The 21,889-nt window shown below is 66.8% G+C and carries 10 protein-coding genes, 5 pseudogenes and 1 CRISPR repeat array; of the genes and pseudogenes, 6 read left to right on the forward strand and 9 right to left on the reverse strand.

What is annotated here, in order from left to right:
- Window positions 1–141: 141 nt before the first annotated feature.
- The 5 genes and pseudogenes from ACSJDS_RS18075 to ACSJDS_RS18095 form a co-directional block, all read right to left on the reverse strand.
- A complete protein-coding gene (locus ACSJDS_RS18075) occupies window positions 142–276 on the reverse strand; it encodes a hypothetical protein (RefSeq protein WP_473034440.1) in 135 nt (44 codons plus the stop codon).
- 836 nt (window positions 277–1,112) lie between these two features.
- Window positions 1,113–1,916, reverse strand: a complete 804-nt coding sequence (locus ACSJDS_RS18080; protein WP_473034441.1) for a PoNe immunity protein domain-containing protein — start codon at window positions 1,914–1,916, stop codon at window positions 1,113–1,115.
- Complete coding sequence (locus ACSJDS_RS18085) at window positions 1,913–2,671, reverse strand: PoNe immunity protein domain-containing protein (RefSeq protein WP_473034442.1); 759 nt, start codon at window positions 2,669–2,671, stop codon at window positions 1,913–1,915. The genes ACSJDS_RS18080 and ACSJDS_RS18085 overlap by 4 nt, the downstream gene beginning before the upstream one ends.
- Window positions 2,672–3,646: 975 nt before the next feature.
- A pseudogene (locus tag ACSJDS_RS18090) lies at window positions 3,647–5,653 on the reverse strand (type VI secretion system Vgr family protein); the annotation flags it as partial.
- Between the two features lie 155 nt (window positions 5,654–5,808).
- A complete protein-coding gene (locus tag ACSJDS_RS18095; protein WP_473034038.1) occupies window positions 5,809–6,327 on the reverse strand; it encodes an Hcp family type VI secretion system effector in 519 nt (172 codons plus the stop codon).
- A gap of 36 nt (window positions 6,328–6,363) precedes the next feature.
- Between ACSJDS_RS18095 and ACSJDS_RS18100 the strand changes: the two genes are divergently transcribed.
- Entirely contained in the window at window positions 6,364–6,630 is a 267-nt protein-coding gene (locus ACSJDS_RS18100) for a hypothetical protein (RefSeq protein ID WP_473034443.1), read from the forward strand.
- A 157-nt stretch (window positions 6,631–6,787) separates the two neighbouring features.
- Here ACSJDS_RS18100 and cra read toward each other — a convergent pair.
- Window positions 6,788–7,788: pseudogene (gene cra / locus ACSJDS_RS18105) on the reverse strand (catabolite repressor/activator).
- Window positions 7,789–8,186: 398 nt separating this feature from the next.
- On the opposite strand from cra, the gene ptsP reads away from it, so the two are divergent.
- The 5 genes and pseudogenes from ptsP to ACSJDS_RS18130 all read left to right on the forward strand — a co-directional run bounded on the left by ptsP (window position 8,187) and on the right by ACSJDS_RS18130 (window position 17,530).
- A complete protein-coding gene (gene ptsP, locus ACSJDS_RS18110) occupies window positions 8,187–11,066 on the forward strand; it encodes a phosphoenolpyruvate--protein phosphotransferase (RefSeq protein WP_473034444.1) in 2,880 nt (959 codons plus the stop codon).
- Window positions 11,066–12,021: pseudogene (gene pfkB, locus ACSJDS_RS18115) on the forward strand (1-phosphofructokinase); the annotation flags it as partial. The gene ptsP and the pseudogene pfkB, both read left to right, overlap by 1 nt.
- A 19-nt stretch (window positions 12,022–12,040) precedes the next feature.
- Window positions 12,041–13,787 (forward strand): annotated as a pseudogene (locus tag ACSJDS_RS18120) (PTS fructose-like transporter subunit IIB).
- Window positions 13,788–13,943: 156 nt separating this feature from the next.
- On the forward strand, window positions 13,944–15,632 hold the full coding sequence (pgi, locus tag ACSJDS_RS18125; protein ID WP_473034445.1) for a glucose-6-phosphate isomerase: 1,689 nt from the start codon (window positions 13,944–13,946) through the stop codon (window positions 15,630–15,632).
- A gap of 185 nt (window positions 15,633–15,817) precedes the next feature.
- A complete protein-coding gene (locus ACSJDS_RS18130; protein WP_473034446.1) occupies window positions 15,818–17,530 on the forward strand; it encodes a methyl-accepting chemotaxis protein in 1,713 nt (570 codons plus the stop codon).
- 32 nt (window positions 17,531–17,562) lie between these two features.
- Here ACSJDS_RS18130 and ACSJDS_RS18135 read toward each other — a convergent pair.
- The 3 genes and pseudogenes from ACSJDS_RS18135 to cas4g/cas1g form a co-directional block, all read right to left on the reverse strand.
- Window positions 17,563–17,652: pseudogene (locus tag ACSJDS_RS18135) on the reverse strand (bifunctional 4-hydroxy-2-oxoglutarate aldolase/2-dehydro-3-deoxy-phosphogluconate aldolase); the annotation flags it as partial.
- Window positions 17,653–17,709: 57 nt separating this feature from the next.
- Window positions 17,710–19,642: direct repeats of the CRISPR family, unit length 36 nt; unit sequence GCTTCAATGAGGCCGAGGCTATTCGCCTCGGAATAC.
- Between the two features lie 214 nt (window positions 19,643–19,856).
- Window positions 19,857–20,150, reverse strand: coding sequence for a CRISPR-associated endonuclease Cas2 (cas2, locus tag ACSJDS_RS18140; RefSeq protein WP_473034447.1), 294 nt, complete (start codon window positions 20,148–20,150; stop codon window positions 19,857–19,859).
- Window positions 20,151–20,152: 2 nt separating this feature from the next.
- Entirely contained in the window at window positions 20,153–21,868 is a 1,716-nt protein-coding gene (cas4g/cas1g, locus tag ACSJDS_RS18145) for a CRISPR-associated endonuclease Cas4g/Cas1g (protein ID WP_473034448.1), read from the reverse strand.
- Window positions 21,869–21,889 lie beyond the last annotated feature (21 nt).

Below are 21,889 nucleotides of genomic sequence, written 5' to 3' on the forward strand. Positions count from 1 at the left end.
GCCACCGGGTTAATCGTCGGCGGGCGCGAACTTGCCGGCATGCGGCAACGCGGCGCGGCATTCCGGCGCCGGCCCAGCCCTGGCTCACTCTCACCCAGGCACTCGCGATGTCGTCGGGCTCGACGTAGCGGTCTCAGGGGACTACAGGTTGAGGGCGTCGATATCATGATCGGTGAGGGTGAAGCACACCCCAGGGGCCAGTTCCAGCAGGTCGCTCTCGGCCTCGGCGGTATTGCTGAGGCCTGCACTGCGCAGGCGCTGACTGTCATTCTCCAAGATCCAATCGTTGCTCGCCAGCCGATGGCCAGTTGCAGTCTTGCCCAAGGCGCCCGATTATACTTGGCCTCAGTAATCACGAATTCCGGCGGTGGGTTGGTGTTACGGTATACCCCATCAATGCCTTGGGCTCCGGGCGTATACCGGCCGTTGGTATTGCCCACCGGCGTAAACCCTCTTTCTTGCATCAGCAGGTGGGCATTGTGCTCGCCCGCCGCCGCCCGGCGATGATTGAGCCCGGCGTAGGGGAAGTCATCCGGGGTGAGTGCCCCCTGGGGCGCTGGCAATCGCCCAGGGCGCATGCCTGCACTGTCCGATCTGCGGGTGCCGCGTATGCCGTCACCGGCTTCGCCCACTTTGCGCACGGCCCGGACCCCGGGCACGACCGATACCGCCGTGAGCGCGGCCATACCCGTCGCGGCGCCATAACGCCCCTCGCCCCATAGCTGATAGGTATCCTGGGCGTCCACCGCGGTGCCGTAGGGCGTGAAGACCTCGGCGGCGAACGTCCCTACCGCCCGGGTCGCCTGACCAGACGAGGAAGCGTAACGCACCTGCCGCTCGGCTTCCTGGCGCAGGTCATTGGCACGCTGTGCCGCTTCGTCGACGAGGAAATGGCTGTCGAGGAGGTCGTCGCTGCCGAGGCGTCCTTCCCTGGCGGCATCCATCAGGGCGTCTTTCTGCCCCCGGGTTTCGCCGATCAGTCGCTCGACCTCGGCATACAGCGCTTCGGCGTCTTCCAGCGATCTGTCGTTGGGGGCGTCGTTCAGGGCCTCACGCAGCCGGTCGGCTTGCGCCAGGTGGGCGTCGGCTTGCTGGCGGCTACCTCGACGGCATCAGCTTCTCGCTGGCATCGAACGGTAATGCGCTACCAGGTCGGCCGGGTAGTGCGGGTGCGCTCGGAAGGATGTGTCGTCGATATCGTAGAGCGCCACGACCAGCGCTGCCTCGAAGCACCAGTAGCCGACATAGAAATCCGCCAGCTCGAACTCCTCGTCTTCCTTGAGGTGGTTGTCGTACCAGGCGGCGGGTTCGCAGGCCGTGTACCAGTCGTCGAGGAAACGCTGAAGCCGGGCTGGGCGCTGTGCCGGCGGTGAGACGATGACGCCAAGCAGCGTGCCGTGCAGGGCCGGATAACAGAGCGTGTCGGCCACCTCGCGGTGGCGGTCCCCAAGCCGCACGGCCAACCGGTCGAGCAGGGAGTCCTGGCCGACATTGCCGGTGAGGGCCAGCATTCGCTGGCGATAGGCATCATCCACACCCAGGCAGCCCGCCAGCGACCACCACCAGAGATGGTAGAGGTAGGTGTCGAAGGTGTTGAAGCGACTGTCGAATTGCTCCAGCGGACGGCGCATCACCTGCTGGCGTTCGGGCAGCTTATCGGCGTACTCGGCCAGTTGCTCACGCCGCCTGAGCACCTCATCCAAGTGGGGCCGCAGGCTCTCCAGCGCATCGCCCTGGGAGTAGCGGGCGATGAGGCCGTACAGACTGCCTTCGAAGAGCTGCCAGGCGCTGCGCACCCGGTCATCGGGCAGACGGTTGACCGGATCGGTAGGCTCACCCTGCAAGCCGACATCGAGTTCGCTCAACAGCGAGGTGAAATACGCCGGTGACTTGCGGGTGTCGCGCAGGGTCGTCATGCCGGGTCTCCATGAATCAGCGCGGCGGGATAGAGCGGATGATCGCGGAAGGCGCTGTCGTCGATGTGGAACAGCTTGACCACCAGCGCCGCTTCGAAGCACCAGTCGCCGGGGTGATAGGGGCCTGTGCCCTTGCGGATGATGCCGATGCCCCAACTACGGATGGTCTTGGCATAGCCATCGAGAAATTTCTTGATCAGCTTGCCCTGCTGGGCCGGGGCGGCGTCCAGAGCCTCATACAGCGGCGCATAGGGTTTGGGGTAGAGCAGGCCCTCGGCCACGGGACGTTCGCGGTCCCCCAGGGCAATGGCGATGCGGTCGAACAGCGCATCCACTCCGGCATTATCGATCAGCGCCAGGGCACGCTCGATATGCGCCTGCTCGGCGCCCAGGCAGGCGGCGAAGGTCAGCCAGCGGCAGTACTCGATATAGAACTTGTCGTCCAGGCGCTCATACATCACGCGAGATTCCTGATCTTCCTCGGGCAGGGCGTCGCAGTAGTGCAGCAGCTTTTCGCGCTGTTCGAGTAGCCCAGGCAGGTCGTCGCGGAGGGCCGTCAGATCGTCGCCTCGCGAATAGCGGGCAACCATCAGGTCGAGCGCTTGCGAGAACATTCCAGAGGCAGCTGTGACTTTGCCTTCCGGGGGCCACAGGTCCGGATTGAGGATGTCGACTTCATCCTCGGCCAAGGCTTCCGAGAAAAAGCGAATATATTCGTCGAGATCTTCTTTCTTGCGAGTCGTTTCACGCAGCATGTAACTTCCTCTCCTTTTACCCTAAAACCCCGGGGCATCGCCGATGACTCTAGCATTATTATCCAGCAGTCTTACCCGGGACGAACCGTCGGGTTTGACACGCACCAGATACTTGTCGATGCGGCCGGCTCTTCGTGCTCTGTCGACTTCACGAAAGAGCGCGGGGTTGTTATCACCATCCACGGCCTCGAAGAGATTCCGCTGCACCCAGCGATTATCCATCTGCTTGGAGCCATCGGCCAACCGCTTCAGTCGGCTACGGCCGAACTTGGCCTCGGTGATGACGAAGTCCGGCGGCGGACTGGGGTGGCGATAAATGCCGTCGATGCCCGTCTGCCCCGGCAGATAGATGCCGTCGGTGCGGCCGATCGGTTCCAGGCCATTGCGCGTCATCAGATCGTGGGCACGCGCTTCGCCGAAGGCGGCTCTCTGATGGTTGGTGGCGTTGCGGGAGATAGATACCCCGTCGCCGTCCGGGGCACGCCGGGCGGTGCCGGCCGCACTGCTGGCAGCGCCGCTACCTCGACCTCCCACCGCCTCGATGGCGATTGCCGTCGCGCTCATCTCCAGGGCGCCCGGGATGCCGTTACGCTCACTAGCGTCTTGCCAGGCCTCCGTCCCGGCATCCCAGATGGCGCCGTAGGCCTCTGTGGTGCGCTGCCAGTCGTCGACGTACTGAAGGGTGGGCTCGATATCGCCGCTGCGCAGGCTGAGGGTGCTTCTAGCCAGAGATATCGCACTTGGCCCTGACAGGGTGCGCAACCCCTGGTAGGTGTCTTGGGTACCTTGCACGACACGGCCTCGGGCGGCTTTCGTGGCGTCGTCGTCGCTGGTGAATGGCAGCGCCTCCCAGGCGGTCCTGGTGGCTGCCTTGGCATTATCCCAATGGCTGCTGACCACACGGCCCGCTTCCTGGCCGGGGTTGTAGCTGACCATCTCGTCATCGAGCAGGGCCTGCTGATGCGCCTTGAGCGTCACGTCTTCGCTGCTTTCGGGGATGGCCTCGCCGGGCAGGCGCGGCGGCTCAGCGTGTTGGCCGCTGCCCGTGCCGGGGCTGCCGCCGGCATTGACCTTGATCCGGGGACCGACGATGGTCACCCCAGAGGCATCAAGCTTGATAAAGCTGCCACCGGCCTTGAGGGTGATCTCGCGGCCGGCGTTGAGCACGGCCTTCTGGCCGGCCTTGATATGCAGTTCGCGGCCGCTCTCGGTCAGCCAGGCCTGGCCGGCCTCGAGGTGCAGGCTGCCGTGCACGGTGAGGTGCTGGCCGCCCTCGCCCTTCACTTGGGTGTGGCGCTGGCCGTGCACCGTGAGGTGGTCGTCGCCGTGGATCTCGCCGAGGCGGTGGCGCTCGATGGCAAGGTGGCTGTCGCGGCGGATGGTCTCGGTGCGGTCGTTGAGGGTCAGCAGCTCCAGGTCCATCTGGGCGTGCAGCCAGATCTGCTCGGCGTCGGTCGCATCCTCGAAGCGCAGCTCGTTGAAGCCTTCCGCCTTGTGGCTCTGGGTGCGCAGCACGGTACGGGTCTTGTGCGCGGGCAGCGCATAGGGCGGGGTGTTGACCGCGTGGTAGGTGCGCCCGGTGATGATCGGCTGGTCCGGGTCGCCCTCCAGGAAGCTGACGATCACCTCGTGGCCGATGCGCGGAATGGCCATGGCGCCGTAGCCGCCGCCGGCCCAGCCCTGGCTGACCCGAATCCAGGCACTGGCCCCTCTTTCAGCGGCTTCGCCGCCAGCCCCGGCGGTATCGGGCTCGGCGTAGCGGTCCCAGGGGAACTGCACCTTGACCCGGCCGTGTTCGTCGCAGTGGATCTCCTCGCCCTCGGGGCCGACCACGACGGCCACCTGGGGGCCGTCGACCCGCGGCCGGACGGGGGGCTCGGGGCGCCAGACGCGCTCAGCGGGGGCCAGCACCAGCTCGTTATAATAGCGGGTCATCTGGCCCTGGCCAGCCGCCTCCCCCTGGGCGACGCCATCCTCCTCCAGGGCCTGGGGCTGCTCGCCATGATGCACCACCGCCACCACCTGCCAGTCGCGGTTGAGGGCGTCGATATCGTGGTCGGTGAGGGTGAAGCACATTCCCGGGGCCAGCTCCGGCAGGTCGCTCTCGGCCTGGGCGGTATTGGCCTCGGCGCGCAGCGCCTCCAGGCGCACCCGGGTGAAGGGCACCCCCGAGGCATCGGCCTTGTAGCGGCCGGGGTAGTCGAAGTGCTCGTAGTCCTCCCGCTGGGCGTGCTCGCCGAGCCCCGGCGCCGGGTGCTCGTGAAGCTGGTCGTAGGCCGGGTTCTTGAAGGTGTAGTCCTTGAGCATCGCCGACGCCGGGCGCACCCGCGACACCTGGCGCAGCTTGCGGATATGGCGCCGCGGCGGGGTGCCGCCGGCCCGGCCGTGGTAGGTGCGCTCCCCCACCCTGGGCAGCAGCTGGGTGGCATCGATGAAGACCAGCCGGTGGGCGCCGCCTTCGGCATTCTCGAACTCATGGAGGTAGACGAGCCCTTCCTCGGCGGCCAGGCGCTCGACGAAGGCCAGGTCGGTCTCGCGGTACTGCACGCAGAACTCGCGCTCGGCGGGCTCGCGGGTCAGGGCGAAGGCCACATCACGCAGGCCGCGCTCATCGCACAGGGTGGCGAGGATGTCCTGGGGCGGGGTGTCCTGGAAGATCCGCGAGTTGTGGCGCAGGTCGAGGCGCCACAGCGCCGGGCGGATGACCAGAGTGTAGAAGGTGCGGCGGTGGCCGCGGTCGCCGCGGCCGAACTCGCTGACGATGCCGTGGACGCGGCGTAGCGGCTCGCCGTCCTGCCAGACCGTCAGGGTAGCGTTGCGATCGAGCGTGTCGGCGGGGGCGATCTCCGGGTCGCGGCTGGCCAGGGTCACCCTGAGCTCGAAGGGGGCGGAGAGGGCCTCGCGATAGATGAAGTCGATGACCGCCACATCCTCGCCCCCGGGCAGGGTCAAGGTGAACTGCAGTCCGCTTGCATGGGCCATGCGGCGTCTTCCCTCCTGGAAGTCGGTACGGCTGCCGCACGATGTGGGCGCGGCGTGTCCAATGGGGTCACTCGAGCCGCTGATGCCAGGGCGCGGCGAGGTGCCCTGGCATCAACGGCCAAGACGATGGCCGCCCACAGGCGGCCATCTGGCGCTTATGATTCCAGCGGGGCGCGCCAGTCGTCGGACCCGGAGGTACCCGCCACGGTGTGCTCCCAGTCGATCTTGCGGTAGGCCAGGGAAACATCCATCAGCTGCGTGAACTCAGCCTTGGTCAGGTCCTGGGCATGGGGCATGTGCAGGTTGATGTCGACGATGGTGGCGTCGGTCAGGGTGGTGGTGAAGAAGTGCTCCTGACGGCCCTCCACGGAGGTGCGGTACCACCTCAGCTCGACATTCGGCAGCATCTCGCCGGAGGCCAGGGCGTTGTAGAGCAGCGGCACGGCCTTGTTGAGGGCCACGGTGAAGATGAACGGCTTGTGGGCACGCTGGCCGGAAGGCTGGCCGGACTGCGGGTCGGTGGGCACGGTGACGATGTGCTTGAACTCCTGCACCAGCATCTCATCTTCGTGGCCTTCCACGTAGATATTGCCCACGGAGTCCGGGGTGAAGGCGCCCGCAGTGATATGGCCCTGGGTCTGACCGTGGATGCTGATATAGCAAGGTGTCGGCATGAGTCTGCTCCTTGACGGTATGAAAGAGAGTGTCCTGTGGACACCCAACAAGGGGCAGGGACCATGCCAATATTAGCAAAATACAAAATAATCAAATACCTACGAAAACCCTCCGTGCTCACAGGCCTTCTTCCAGGCAATACATTGCCTGAAAATCGGGTCATTTCTTGCCTGCGGGCAAGAAATGGCCCGGCCAATGTTTCCCACAAAACCCTCAACAGTTACAAAGATTACAGAATATTAACCTCTTCTCTCGGCATTCTGATTCCCTCCTTAACCTATGCCGCTTCCCAAATGACCTGACTGGCCAAACACTTCACCGTGACGGCAACAAGCATCACAGCGGTGGCTTTCTCACCGCGAGGTAGGCATGGCCTAACGTGTGGGAACAAATCCCTTAATCCACCACGGCGCCCGTCTCAAGGGCTGAAGCGAGCCATAGTGGCCTGACCGGTTCGCCCTACTTCACCGCCTGGCGCTCCGGCCGCCGCCAGCGCAGCCGGCGGGCGATCACCGTCTCGCCCGGGCGGTAGTCGCCCCGGGCCGCGGCCAGGGCGGCCTGCAGGGCCGTGGCGGCGATGCGGTCGTGGTCCTGCACCGCCGAGTTGACCGGCTGCGGCAGGAAGTCCAGCAGCCGGCTGTCGCCGAAGGTCGCCAGGCGCAGGCCCTGGGGCAGCCCCCCTCCTCCAGCAGCACGTCGAAGACGCCGTCGAGCAGCGTATAGGAGGCGGTGATCAGGGCGTCGGGCAGGCCATGGGCGTCGAGCAGCTCGCGCAGCAGCCGCGCCCCCTCGTCGCGATCGTAGCGCTCGCCGCTGGCGAGGATCGCCTCGGCCTCGCTGTCCGCCAGGGCCCGCTCGAACCCCGCCCGGCGCTCCCGGGTGATGGAGATCCCCGGCACGGCGTCCAGCCAGGCCACCCGCCTCACCCCCTCGCCCAGCACCGACCGGGTCAGCCGCTCGGCGGCCTCGCCGTCGTTGCTCACCACGCAGGTGAAACGCGAGGGGTCGAGCCCACGGTCCACGGCGATCACCGGCAGGCCATCGGCCATCAGCTCAACATAGAAGGGATCGTCCGGCGGCAGGCAGCTGGCGGTGATCAGCACCTCGCAGCGCTGGGCGCGCAGCGCCAGCGCCAGGTCGCGCTCGCTCTCCGGCCGGTCGTCGGAGCCGACGATCAGCAGCTGGTAGCCCTGCTCCCGGGCACCCCGTTCCAGGCGCTTGGCCAGGCGCGCATAGCTGACGTTCTCCAGGTCCGGCACGATCAGCCCCAGGGTGCGGCTCGATCCGCGCCGCAGGGCCGCGGCCTGGGCATCGACCCGGTAGCGGTGCTTGCGCACCAGCGCCATCACCCGCTCCACGGTCTGGGGGCTGATGCGCTTCTCCTCGGCCTTGCCGTTGATGACATAGCTGGCCGTAGTGCGCGAGACACCGGCCAGGCGGGCGATTTCGGCAAGCGTCATGACCACCTCTCGATGTAATGGGTGACTCGATTCTACGCCAATCGCAGACAAGATCACCGCCATCGGATGGCGAATAGCGAGAGGCGCCGGGACAGGCCTGGAGGGGGTCCTACGCCAGGGGTGAGGAGCACTGCTCCGAACGGGCGGGCCATGGATGGCCCGCACCGGCTCTGCAAGCGGCGCAGGATGCGAGAGCGCCGCAGAGCGTCGGTAGCGCCCAGGGAAGGGTTCACAGCGCCCCCGAACAGGCCTGTCGCCGCATAAGCCTCTAGCCCTCCCCTCCTACCAATGTCGTAGAAGAACAGCCTTGCCAAATCGGGTGAATCGATCCAGCCTTAACCCCATAGGTGACACGATTCAGCCATAACGCACAATGCTCACACTTTGAGGAAAGTCCCATGCTGACCCTAAGCCAGGACGACATCCTGCTCGGCTGCGAGGCCCAGGACTGGCACAGCGCCCTCGATAGCGCCGCCGAGGCCCTGCAGCAGGCCGGCCTCACGGCCGCTGGCTACCGCGACGGCCTGCACGCCCGGGAGGCCCAATCCTCCACCTTCCTCGGCAATGCCATCGCCATCCCCCACGGCACCCCCGAGAGCCGCGAGCACGTCAAGGCCACCGGGGTGCGGGTGCTGCAGTTCCCCCGCGGCATCGACTGGCACGACGGCAACCGCGTCCATGTGCTGGTCACCATCGCCGCCCAGAGCGACGAGCACCTGGGCATCCTGCGCCAGCTCACCCATGTGCTGGACCGCGAGGGGGTCTCGGAACGACTGGCCGCCGCCGATTCCCGCGCCGAGATCGCCGGACTGCTGTCGAAGGCGATGGTGGAGGCACGCCTGGATGCCGATACCCTGTGCCTGGGCTTCCCCGCCCGGGACAGCCACGAGCTGGCGCTGGCCGCCGCCGCGCGGCTGCGTCAGGCCGGCTGCGTGGAGAGCGCCTTCGTCGCCGAGGTGGCCGACCAGGCCCCCCGTCCCCTGGGCCAGGGCCTCTGGCTGGTGGCAAGCGACAAAGGCGTGATCACCCCGGCCCTGGGCCTGGCCACCGCCGAGGGCCGCCTCGCCGCCGACAATAATGAAAGACTGGCCGGGGTCTTCTGCCTGGCCGCCCAGGGCGAGGGCCACCTAAACCTGCTGGAGCGACTCGTCACCCTGCTGGAGAGCGGCGGTGCCGACGACCTGGCCGGGGCCGATGCCGCCACCGTGCTGGCCCGGCTGGCCGGCGAGAGCGCGGCCGCCCTCACCCGCCGGGTGCGGGTGCTCAATGCCCATGGCCTTCACGCCCGCCCCGCCAAGCAGCTGGTCCAGGTGGCCCGCGCTCAGGAGCTACCGATTCGGGTGCGCCTAGCCGAGGGCGGTGGTGAGGCGGTCTCGGCCACCAGCCTGACCAAGGTGATCAACCTCGGCGCCCGTCGCGGCCAGCTGCTGCAGTTCTCGCTGGAGGGCGACGACACCCCGGCGGACGAGGCCGAGCGCGCTCTGGAGACCGTCTGCCGGGCGGTGACCGAGGGCCTGGGCGAGGCGGTGGCGCCCTTCGACGAGAGCCGCGAGCACCAGCTGCCCGAGCCCGAAATCACCCTCGAGCCGCTGCCCGACAACGCCCCCCAGAGCGCAGTGGCCGCCTCCCCGGGCCTGGCCATCGCCCCGGCCTTCGTGCTGCGCACTCCGCGCTTCACGTACCCCGAGCGGGCCAGCGATCCGGCCGCCGAGAACCGCCGCCTGGAGGCGGCGCTGCACGAGGGTGCCGAACAGCTCGAGGCCCTGGTGCGCCAGGCCCGCGGCGGCGAGGTGGCCCAGATCCTCTCCATGCACGAGGAGATGCTCACCGACCCCGAGCTGCACCAGGCCGCCCGCGAGGGCATCGCGGAAGGTGCCTCCGCCGAGGCCGCCTGGTGGCACGCCATCGAGACCGCCGCCCACGCCCAGGAGATGCTCGCCGACCGGCTACTGGCCGAGCGTGCCGCCGACCTGCGCGACGTGGGCCGCCGGGTGCTGGGCATTCTGTGCGACGTCGCGCTGCCCGAGCCGCCGGACGCCCCCTATGTGCTGGTGGCCGACGACCTCGGTCCTTCCGACGTGGTCCGCCTGGATACCGCCCGGGTGCGCGGCCTGCTCACCGCCCGCGGCGGCGCCACCGCCCATAGCGCCATCCTGGCCCGGGCGCTGGGCATCCCTGCCGCGGTGGGCGCCGGCGAGCGGGTGCTGACGATGGCCAACGACACCCTGCTGATCCTCGACGGCGACCGGGGGCGCTACACCGTGGCGCCCTCCGAGGAGCGCCTGGCGAGCGCCGAGCAGCGCCTGGCCGACCAGCGCCGCCGCGAGGCAGAGGCCTGGGAGGCCCGCCACCAGCTGGCCCAGACCCACGACGGCCACCGCGTCGAAGTGGCCGCCAACCTGGGCAACACCGCCCACGCCGCCGATGCCGTGGAGCGCGGCGCCGAAGGGGTCGGCCTGCTGCGCACCGAGTTCATCTTCATGGCCCACGCCGCGATGCCCGACCTGGCGACCCAGGTCGAGGAGTACCGCGAGGCCACCGACGCCCTGGACGGTCGCCCCCTGGTGGCCCGTACCCTGGACGTGGGCGGCGACAAGCCGCTGCCCTACTGGCCGGTGCCCCAGGAGGACAACCCCTTCCTCGGCCTGCGCGGCATCCGCCTGGCGCTGACCCGCCCCGAGGTGCTGGAGACCCAGTTGCGCGCCCTGCTGATGGCCAGTGTCGGACGTCCGTTGCGCATCATGCTGCCCATGGTCAAGGACCTCGGCGAGTTCCGACAGGCCAAGGCGATCTACGACCGCCTGCTGGAGGAGATTCCCGAGACCGAGCGCGCCACCGACGTCCAGCTGGGCGTGATGATCGAGGTGCCCTCCGCGGCGCTGCTGGCCCCGACGCTCGCCCCCGAGGTGGACTTCTTCTCAGTGGGCACCAACGACCTGACCCAGTACGCGCTCGCCATCGACCGCGGCCATCCCGAGCTCTCCGCCCAGTCCGACGGCCTGCATCCGGCGGTGCTGCGGTTGATCCAGATGACCGTCCAGGCCGCCCACGCCCAGGGCAAGTGGGCCGGGGTGTGCGGCGAGCTGGCCTCAGACGCCACCGCGGTGCCGGTACTGGTCGGCCTCGGCGTCGATGAGCTCTCGGTGAGCGCCCGCCAGGTGCCGCTGGTCAAGGCGCGGCTGCGCGAGTTCGATCTCGAAGAGGCCCGCGCCCAGGCCGAGCTGGCCCTCGCCCAGCCCACCGCCGAAGCGGTGCGCGACGCCCTGGAGGTGCGCTGATGGCCCGGATCCTCACCCTCACCCTCAACCCCGCCCTCGACCTGTCGATCGGCCTTGAGCGGCTCGTTCCCGGGGAGGTCAACCGCACCCGGGAGACCCATCTCGAGGCCGCCGGCAAGGGGGTCAACGTGGCCCGGGTGCTGGTCGCCCTCGGCCACGAGGTCGCGGTGTCGGGCTTTCTCGGCGCCGACAACGACGGCCCCTTCCTGCGCGCCTTCGAGGCACTCGGCGTGGAGGACGCCTTCCTGCGCGTGCCCGGCGAGACCCGCATCAACGCCAAGCTCGCCGAGGCCGACGGGCGGGTCACCGATATCAACGGCCCCGGCGCCACCATCGACGCCGCCGCCTGGCAGCGGCTGCTGGCCTGGCTCGACGCCCGCCTGGCCGATCCCGAGCGCCGTCCCGACGCGGTGGTGATCGCCGGCAGCCTGCCCCCGGCGTCTCGCCCGCGGGGCTGGCCGAGCTGATCGCTCACCTGCGCGGCGACGGCTTGCCGGTCTGGGTGGACACCAGCGGCGAGGCGCTGGGCCAGGCCATCGCGGCCCGCCCCACCGCGGTCAAGCCCAACGAGCACGAACTGGCCGACTGGGCCGGCCAGCCCCTGGAGGGCTTCGAGGCGCGCCTCAAGGCCGCGCTCCGGCTCTACGCGGTCGGCGTCGAGGAGGCGCTGATCTCGGCGGGTCCCGCCGGGGTGCTCTGGGTCAGCGGCCGCGGCGCCTGGCAGGCGGTGCCGCCGCGTCTCGAGGTAGCCAGCACCGTAGGCGCCGGCGACACCCTGCTCGCCGCCCTGCTCCACGGCGTGGTCGAAGGCCACACCCCCGAGCAGGCCCTGCGTCTGGCCACGGCGCTCTCCGCCGAGTCCGTCCGCCACCTGGGCGTGGGCAATCCCCGCGCCTCCGACTTCCCCCACCTCCAACAACAGACCCGCGTGCGGCGCCTCAACGACGTCGATGCCAGCGCGGGGGAGCCATCGCATGAACGTCATCATCGTCACCGCCTGCCCCAGCGGCATGGCCACCACCTTCCTCGCCGCCCGCCGCCTGGAGCAGGCCGCCCGGCGCCTGGGCTGGACCCCCAGCGTCGAGATGCACGGCGAACTGGCGCCCCCGGCGCCGCTCTCCGCCGAGACCATCGCCGCCGCCGACCTGGTGGTGGTCGCCGCCGACCGGGTCCCGGCTCCCCAGCGCTTCGCCGGCAAGCCGCTGTTCCAGGCCGCCATCGACCAGGCGCTGCCCGACCCGCAGACCTTCCTGGCCCGCGCCGAGCGCGAGGCCGAGCCCTTCACCCCGCCGCAGGAGGCCGACACCGAGGCCCCGGCCGCCGCCCCGGGCGGCGCGCGGATCGTGGCGGTGACCGCCTGCCCCACCGGGGTGGCGCATACCTTTATGGCGGCAGAGGCCCTGTCCGAGGCCGGCAAGGCGCTCGGCCACGAGATCCGCGTGGAGACCCAGGGCTCGGTGGGCGCCCAGGACAAGCTCACCGAGGAGGAGATCGCCGCCGCCGACCTGGTGATCCTCGCCTGCGACATCGAGGTGGATCCCACCCGCTTCGCCGGCAAGCGCCTCTACCGCACCTCCACCGGCAACGCCCTGAAGCAGGCCCAGGCCACCATCGAGGCGGCCCTGGCCGACGCCGAGGTGGAGCGCGAGGGCGCCTCCGCCAGGGGCGAGGCGCAGAAGGGCGTCAAGGAGAAGGGGGTCTACAAGCACCTGCTCACCGGGGTCTCCTTCATGCTGCCCATGGTGGTGGCCGGGGGACTGCTGATCGCGCTCTCCTTCGTGTTCGGCATCGAGGCCTTCGAGCAGGAGGGCACCCTGGCCGCGGCGCTGATGCAGATCGGCGGCGGCACGGCCTTCGCGCTGATGATCCCGGTGCTGGCCGGCTATATCGCCTACTCCATCGCCGACCGCCCCGGCATCGCCCCGGGCATGATCGGCGGCATGCTGGCAGCCGAGATCGAGGCGGGCTTCCTCGGCGGCATCCTGGCCGGTTTCCTGGCCGGCTATGTGGCCCTGGCGGTGGCGCGCCACGTCAAGCTGCCGGCCAGCGTCGAGTCCCTCAAGCCGATCCTGATCATCCCGCTGGTGGCGAGCCTGGTCACCGGCCTGACCATGATCTACGTGATCGGCGAGCCGGTGGCGGCCATCATGGCCGGCCTGACCAGCTTCCTGGCCGGCATGGACGCCACCAATGCCGTGCTGCTGGGCATCCTGCTCGGCGCCATGATGTGCTTCGACCTGGGCGGGCCGGTCAACAAGGCGGCCTACACCTTCGGCGTCGGCCTGCTGGCCTCCCAGACCTACGCCCCATGGCGGCGATCATGGCCGCCGGCATGGTGCCGGCCATCGGCATGGGCGTCGCCAGCTTCGTGGCCCGGCACAAGTTCTCCGAGCCGGAGCGCGAGGCGGGCAAGGCCTCCTTCGTGCTGGGGCTGTGTTTCATCAGCGAAGGCGCGATTCCCTTCGCCGCCAAGGACCCGCTGCGGGTGATCCCCGCCTGCATCGCCGGCGGCGCGGTGACCGGTGCGCTCTCCATGTGGGTCGGCGCCCAGCTGATGGCCCCCCACGGCGGCATCTTCGTGCTGCTGATCCCCATGCCATCACCCCGGTACTGCTCTACCTGGCCGCCATCGTGACCGGCTCGCTGATCACCGGCCTGGGCTATGCTGCGATCAAGCGCGGCGCCACCCCGGTGGCGGTGGGCGCCAGTGCCAACGCCTGAGCCCCAGGGGCAGGCCGCCGGCCTGCCCCGCATGAATGTTTTATTAACAATTCCAACTCGAACATCACGGCGCTATTGCTTACCACCCCCTTTTATGTAGTATTTTTACATACATACTCCATTCAGCGCCTCTGACCCACCACACCGGATCGCCTTATGTTTCAACTGACCCGCAGCGTCACCTGGCAGGCACTCGCCCAGCTCCACGAGCAGACCGCCAACGATCGTATCCGCGACTATTTCGCCGCCGACCCGCAGCGCTTCGAGAAGATGAGCCTGCGGGTGGGCGGCCTGTTCCTCGACTACTCCAAGCACCAGGTCTCCGAGGCGGTGCTGGCCAAGCTGCTGGAGCTGGCCAACCACTCGGCGCTGGTGCAGCGCCGCGCCCAGATGTTCTCCGGCGACATCATCAACGTCACCGAGAACCGCCCGGTGCTGCATACCGCCCTGCGCAATCAGGGCGAGGGCCCGCTGATGGTCGACGGCCAGGACGTGATGCCGGAGATCCAGCGCACCCGCGAGCAGATCAAGCGCTTCTCCGAGGCGGTGCGCAGCGGCGAGTGGAAAGGCTACAGCGGCAAGCGCATCAAGGACGTGGTCAACATCGGCATCGGCGGGTCGGACCTGGGCCCCAACATGGCCTGCCGGGCGCTGCTCAAGTACCGTCACTCGGAGCTCAGCTTCCACTTCGTCTCCAACGTCGACGGCGCCCATATCCAGAAGGTGCTCAGCCGCCTCGACCCGGCCACCACCCTGTTCATCGTCTCCACCAAGACCTTCTCCACCCAGGAGACGCTGCTCAACGCCAAGACCGCCCGGCGCTGGTTCCTGGAAAACGCCGGCGAGGATGCCGACGTGGGCGCCCACTTCATCGCCGCCTCCACCAACAAGACGGCGGCCATGGCGTTCGGCATCCGCGAAGAGAACATCTTCGAGTTCTGGGCCTGGGTCGGCGGGCGCTACTCCATGTGGTCCTCCATCGGCCTGCCCATCGCGCTCTCCATCGGCTTCGACGGCTTCATGGAGCTGCTCGAGGGGGCCTATGAAATGGACCAGCACTTCCTCAACGCGCCTTTCGCCGAGAACATGCCGGTGCTGATGGCGCTGATCGGCATCTGGTACATCAACTTCCACGGCGCCGAGACCCAGGCCATCGTGCCCTACGACCAGGCGCTGCATCAGCTGCCCGCCTTCCTCCAGCAGCTCGACATGGAGTCCAACGGCAAGTCGGTGGATATCTTCGGCCGCCCGGTGGACTACAAGACCGGCCCCATCGTCTGGGGCCAGACCGGCTCCAACGGCCAGCACGCCTTCTTCCAGCTGCTCCACCAGGGGACGCGCTATGTCCCCATCGACTTCATCGCCTCGCTCAAGCCCGAGCCCGGCATGGAGGAGCACCACTTCGCCCTGCTCACCAACATGCTGGCCCAGGCCAACGCCTTCATGGAGGGCAGCCATGGTGGGCAGGACAGAGGCGATAGCCAGCTCGACCCCTATAGCTGCCCGGGCAACCGCCCCTCCAGCGTGCTGCTGCTCGACGAGCTGACGCCGAAGAACCTCGGCGCGCTGATCGCGCTGTACGAGCACAAGGTGTTCGTCCAGGGGGTGATCTGGAACATCAACTCCTTCGACCAGTGGGGGGTGCAGCTGGGCAAGCGCATCGCCGGCGAGATCAGCGAACGCATCGACGCCCAGAGCCAGGACTTCGACGCCTCCACCCAGGGGCTGCTGGCGCTGGTGCGGGGCCATTTCGGGCGCGACGCCGGCAAGGCCGACGCGCCGGCCGACGGCGCCGCCGACACGCCCCCGGCCAAGGCGCCACGCCGCAAGGGCAAGCGACAGTAGGGCGACAGCCACCGTCTTCGCCTCTCCCGCGGCGGCGATCTTCGGATCGCCGCCGCGGTCTTTTTGTGACCAGCAAACGGCTATTTCATGTACAGGCATTAACACTATCAGGCAAATAGCTTTACAAACCTGAGACAATATAGGAGTCTTATACAAAACCAGTACAACGGATAGAGGCCATCCCCATGCGCAAGACCGGTCCCGTCACCCAGGTCGAGTACAGCCTTCGCGATGACGACGTGCTGATCTCCAAGACCGATACCCAAAGCCGCATCACCTACGCCAACCAGCGCTTCATCGAGGTCAGCGGCTACGACTACGCCGAACTGAAAGGCGCGCCCCACAACCTGGTGCGCCATCCCGACATGCCGCCCAGCGTGTTTGCCGACATGTGGCAGGACATCCAGGCCGGTCAGTACTGGTCGGGACTGGTGAAGAACCGCCGCAAGAACGGCGACCATTACTGGGTGCGCGCCAACGTGGTGCCGATCCGCGAGGCCGGCAGGCTGGTGGGCTTCGCCTCGATCCGCGTCAAGCCCAGCGCCGCGGAGACCGCGCGGGCCGAGGCCGTCTACCGGGACATCCGCGAAGGCGGCGGCCGTTTCGGCGTGCGCCACGGCCGGGCCTATCGCCGCGGGCTGCTGCACCTGGCGAGCCGCCTCGATTTTGGCAGCCTGAAGGGGCGCGCCGCCGCCATCGCCGCCGCCACCCTGCTGCTGACCGCCGGGGTCGGCGCCGCCGCCGCGACGCTGCTGCAGCCCGTAGCCCCCGCCGCCGCCCTCTGGCTGGGCGGCACTGCCGGGGTGGGCGGTGCTCTGGTGGCATGGCTCAACTGGCGCTCGGCGGGTCGGACCCGCCGCTCACTGCACCAGGCCAACGACTTCGCGCTGCAGGTGGCGGCGGGCAACCTGCAGGTGGCGCTGCCCGCCCGGGACGGCAGCGAGCTGGGGCAGATGCTCGGCTCGCTGGACTTCATGCGCCAGTCCCTGGAGGCGCTGATCGGCGATCTCAACCGGCGCGTGGCGGCGGTCGACCCCGCCGTGGCCGAGCTGATTCGCAACAACGACGCCATGGCCTCCCGCCTGGAGCAGCAGGCCGCCTCGGTGCAGCAGACCGCGGCCAGCGCCGAGCAGATCAGCGCGACCGTTCGGCAGAGCGCCGAGCACGCCCGCCAGGCCAGCGACGCCACCGCCGGCAACGTGGCGGCGGTGGAAGCGGCCGACGCGACCATGCAGGCACTGGCCGCCTCGATGCAGGCCATCACCCGCCAGGCCGAGAACATGGCAGGCATCGTCGGCACCATCGACGCCATCGCCTTTCAGACCAATATCCTGGCGCTAAACGCCTCGGTGGAGGCCGCCCGGGCCGGCGAGCACGGACGCGGCTTCGCGGTGGTGGCCCAGGAAGTGCGCAAGCTGGCCGGAGAATCGGCGGATGCCGCCCATCGGGTGCAGTCGCTGATCGGCCAGGCCCAGCGCGAGATTCACACCGGGGAAGGGCGTACCGAAGAGGCTCAGGGCGCCATGGCGCAGATCAAGGCGGCCAGCCACCAGGTCAACGACCTGATCCGCGACATCAGCGCCGCCGCGGCGGAGCAGAGCCAGGGGATAGGTCAGATCAGCCAGGCCATCGGCGAGATCGACCAGGCCACCCAGGTCAGCGCCGAGAGCATGCAGCGCTATCAAACCGCCACCGCGGCGCTCAGCCAGGAGGTACGCGCCCTGGCTCATGGCGCCGGTGCCTTTCAGTCAGACGGCGTCCGGCCGGCAAGCCAAAGCGCTCGGCCGCTCGCCGAGGCGCCGCATCCGGCGGAAGACAATGACCCCAGGCCCCACAACGAGCGTCGCCTGACGCCCCCCGCAGCCCGCAAGCCCGAGCCCGAGTGGGAAGCCTTCTGACCCCGCCGAACATCCCCTGCGGATACAAAAAAGCCCCGGCGAGGGCCGGGGAAGAACTTGAAGCGCCGGTATCCATATTGCCAGCAGGTCATCAGCTCGGAGATGGTCGCCACCCCGGGCAGGCTTATCGACTCAGAATACGTGTGCAGCGGCCTGGCGCTCGACTACCTGGTATTCGCTCTTCAATAAGACCGAGGCTATTCGCCTCGGAATACCGGAAAAGCCGAATACCGCCGCGCTGTTTTGTGATGCTTCAATGAGGCCGAGGCTATTCGCCTCGGAATACGGCGTCGATGTGGCGGCGTATGAAGTCAGCCCCCAGGCTTCAATGAGGCCGAGGCTATTCGCCTCGGAATACTACTGTTTATGCACTATCTGCCCCTGCAACTTCACTGGCTTCAATGAGGCCGAGGCTATTCGCCTCGGAATACTACTGGCAGTGAGCCAAATGAATCCGACTACCATTACTGCTTCAATGAGGCCGAGGCTATTCGCCTCGGAATACGCCATGCAGATTGGCGAAATGCTCTTCGTTCGCCTTGGCTTCAATGAGGCCGAGGCTATTCGCCTCGGAATACGTTGTGCTGGCCTTCATCCTGTACGGCCGGTGGAAGGCTTCAATGAGGCCGAGGCTATTCGCCTCGGAATACCAGTACAATGAAGTCCAAGTACAGAAGTTGTGCAAAGCTTCAATGAGGCCGAGGCTATTCGCCTCGGAATACATGAGCGTGTCATTAACTGGGCAATCAACAAGCTGGAAGCTTCAATGAGGCCGAGGCTATTCGCCTCGGAATACGGCAAGTTCATCAAAGAATCTACCTGAATCCCTGACGCTTCAATGAGGCCGAGGCTATTCGCCTCGGAATACCCGGTAGAGCCGGCGCACGCCACCACCGCCGCCGAGTTGCTTCAATGAGGCCGAGGCTATTCGCCTCGGAATACGACAACACAATTATCTGGTAGAACTGTCATTTCTGGAGCTTCAATGAGGCCGAGGCTATTCGCCTCGGAATACCCCATCTCAAACGATACTGGCGATACGAGATACCATCGCTTCAATGAGGCCGAGGCTATTCGCCTCGGAATACGTCCAGGCTCTCGACCTCGGCATTCTCTCCGAAGAAGCTTCAATGAGGCCGAGGCTATTCGCCTCGGAATACCCTGCGTTGGCGGATAGCTCCGTTCGCGGGATGCGGTCGCTTCAATGAGGCCGAGGCTATTCGCCTCGGAATACGTCAGTCCCTCAACCTCAATAGTGCATTCAGACGAAGCGCTTCAATGAGGCCGAGGCTATTCGCCTCGGAATACAAGTACGGCTCCGAGGTGTGGCAGGTGTTCCCTGTCGCTTCAATGAGGCCGAGGCTATTCGCCTCGGAATACTTTCCTTGTCGATGTAGCGGTCGATGTGGTGCCGCGAGCTTCAATGAGGCCGAGGCTATTCGCCTCGGAATACCGGTCCGTCGAGCGGCCCAGGAGGAGAAAGTGGCCGGCTTCAATGAGGCCGAGGCTATTCGCCTCGGAATACCAACGATAGACAGTCGCCATCCCCTTTCCACGTTTTGTGCTTCAATGAGGCCGAGGCTATTCGCCTCGGAATACTTGCATTTTGATCGAATCTGGCTATTCTGGAAACCGGAGCTTCAATGAGGCCGAGGCTATTCGCCTCGGAATACTCAAATACTCACGACAATAAGAGATGAGGTTATTAAGCTTCAATGAGGCCGAGGCTATTCGCCTCGGAATACATGTGTTGAGCATGTCACAGCTCCATCACGTAGCCGCGCTTCAATGAGGCCGAGGCTATTCGCCTCGGAATACCGGGTCATTAATCCGATCGGTTCTCGGGGGAGTTCCACGCTTCAATGAGGCCGAGGCTATTCGCCTCGGAATACTTTCCTTGTCGATGTAGCGGTCGATGTGGTGCCGCGAGCTTCAATGAGGCCGAGGCTATTCGCCTCGGAATACTCGCGGATCGGTGGCCCGGCCCGCCACCCTCTCTGCTGCTTCAATGAGGCCGAGGCTATTCGCCTCGGAATACGCGTTGATAGTGGCCCGCAGTAGGATCGCCGAGCCAATGCTTCAATGAGGCCGAGGCTATTCGCCTCGGAATACAGCCCACTCGGAAGTCCATGTTCGGCAAAGGCGAATCGCACCAGTTGCGAGAGGTCTCCGAACCGGCTCGCGGGCATGCCACCAAATATTCCACCACAGGAGACCAGCGGATTTCAACTCATTCATTTTAAAAGAGCTTTCCGTATACGAGCGCTCCCCGGGGAAACGGCCACCACTGGAGTGCTCGCGACCCACCGGCAAAAAAATCAGCGCTTCAGACGATCGTGGGCTCCCGGGTGACCGGTTCATAGTCCGTCTTCCCCAAGCTGGTGATGCGGGGCTTGATACGCTCGGCCAGCCCCACATCCATGATGACCACATGGTCTTCATCATGATGGATCATTTCGTCCAGCACCGCGACCAGCTCGGCATGTCGACGGGAAGAGAGCCGGCATTGGAACACCGATAGCTGCAGCCACTCTCCGTAGCCCTTCATGAGTCGGAAGATCTTCCGCCAGCGGCGCTGGTCGGAGATGTCGTAGGTAACGATATAAATATGCTCGTTCATAGCTATCGGGTGGTGAAGTTAGGATATTCCGGCAGTTCGCCAAGCAGGAAGCGGGCCAGCAACCGGGCTTGAAGCTCGAGCACCCGCCGATAGCTGATGCGATACCCGAACAGGGGATGGGTGACTTCCTGGGCTAGTCGACGCTCGAAGGTGGCGATGAAGCGCTTGCGCCCCTCTGGCGTGAGATTGACTGCATTGCCGACAGAGACGAAGTCGCTGGGTCGCACCTCGCCGTTGTTGATGGCCATCAGCACGGCGGAGTCCGCGAGCAGCGGGCGAAACGGCTCCATCAGATCCAGCGCCAGTGCCGGGCGCCCATAGCGTGGCTGGTGGTAGAACCCTAGGTAAGGATCGAAGCCGACGGAAGACAGGGTGACCGTCCAGTTTCGCACCAACAAGCTGTAGGCGTAAGACAGCAGGGCATTGACCGGATCGGTCGGCGGTCGTCGATTGCGGCCGGCGAAATCGAACCGGAGAGCGCCATTTTCCGAGTCGGCCTGCCGAATCAAACGATCGAAGTGGCCGAAGTATGCCGAGGCACCGGCGCCCTCGATACCCAGCAGGGTTTGCTGGCTGGCAGCGCGCCCACTCTGCTCCGCCAAGCGACGAAGATCGGCCAGCAGACTGGAAGGCGCACTCCCCTCACGCCAATTTCGGCGCATCAAGGTGCGGGAATTCAGGATCTTGGCCTTCACCAGCCCCCGCGCGAGGCGCAGGCAAACCTGCTCGTCGTCATGACCCCGATACTGGGCCAGCCGCAGTTCTACATTACCGTGGCCGGTCCCCTGGGTGTGGCCGAGAAACCAGCCACCATAGGAGTGCCAGCTCACCGTGATGCCCCGGCGCAGCAGCTCGTGCAGGGTCGGTGTCGTCACATAGACATTGCCCATGAGCACGGCCTGGGAGACATCCATCAGCCGGGGCCGGGCCACGACCTGGTCTTCCACGGCGACTTCCAGGTTGTCGCCCTTCTTTCGCACACTGGCCTTGTTGGCCTGAACGTACAGCGGCACGGTCTCTTCCCGAGCGACGGCGATGGGGCGCAGCGTCGTCTTACCCTGGCGCAGGAAGTTGACCTCGTCCGGCAAGCAGATGCCGACCAGCGAGCAGCGCGGGCACTTGGGGCTGTCCTCCAGTGGCGGCGGCATGCGCCCGGCCGCCGCCAGCATACGCAGTCCGTTGATCGAGGAGAGCGTGAGGCTCTCCAACTCTTCGTCGAAGGCAACACGTACCCGTTCCCGCGAGCCGGCGAAGTAGAGCACCCCCTCGTCGCACCGGTAGCCGTGCTCCTGTAGCAGCAAACCCTGCACACAGAGCTGCACCCGCTCCGGATCATAGGCTCCCTTGGCGACATGGGGACGCTTGCCACGCTTGTAGTCAACGGGCACCACTTCGCTACCCTCGCCCTCCACCAGATCCATGCGTGCGATCAGGCCCATGCGATTGGAAGACAGGGTGATGGAGCGGGCGTGGATGCGTTCATCCTCCTCGGGGGATTCCGGTAACTTGCCGGACTGGCGGTCGACGCGACGATGAACATGCCGTCCCTGGACGGTATCCGCCGAATCGTCCCATTCACCCTGCACCCACTCCAGATAGGCCAGGCGCGGACAGTAGACAAACTCATTGATCATGCGCGCCGGCAGTAGCGGCTGGTCGCCCGACAGCTCCGGGAACGGCAGTGGCAACTCTTGCTGTTGAAAGGTAGGCGTATCCACGATGTCACCTCCAATCCCCTG

It is taken from the genome of Halomonas sp. SL18_1, from assembly GCF_055755715.1.

Excerpts from the sequence above, each read along its gene's own strand:
- ACSJDS_RS18080 (WP_473034441.1), bottom strand. The coding sequence starts at position 1,916 with ATGACGACCCTGCGCGACACCCGCAAGTCACCGGCGTATTTCACCTCG.
- ACSJDS_RS18085 (WP_473034442.1), bottom strand. The coding sequence starts at position 2,671 with ATGCTGCGTGAAACGACTCGCAAGAAAGAAGATCTCGACGAATATATT.
- ACSJDS_RS18095 (WP_473034038.1), bottom strand. The coding sequence starts at position 6,327 with ATGCCGACACCTTGCTATATCAGCATCCACGGTCAGACCCAGGGCCAT.
- ptsP (WP_473034444.1), top strand. The coding sequence starts at position 8,187 with ATGCTGACCCTAAGCCAGGACGACATCCTGCTCGGCTGCGAGGCCCAG.
- pgi (WP_473034445.1), top strand. The coding sequence starts at position 13,944 with ATGTTTCAACTGACCCGCAGCGTCACCTGGCAGGCACTCGCCCAGCTC.
- ACSJDS_RS18130 (WP_473034446.1), top strand. The coding sequence starts at position 15,818 with ATGCGCAAGACCGGTCCCGTCACCCAGGTCGAGTACAGCCTTCGCGAT.
- cas2 (WP_473034447.1), bottom strand. The coding sequence starts at position 20,150 with ATGAACGAGCATATTTATATCGTTACCTACGACATCTCCGACCAGCGC.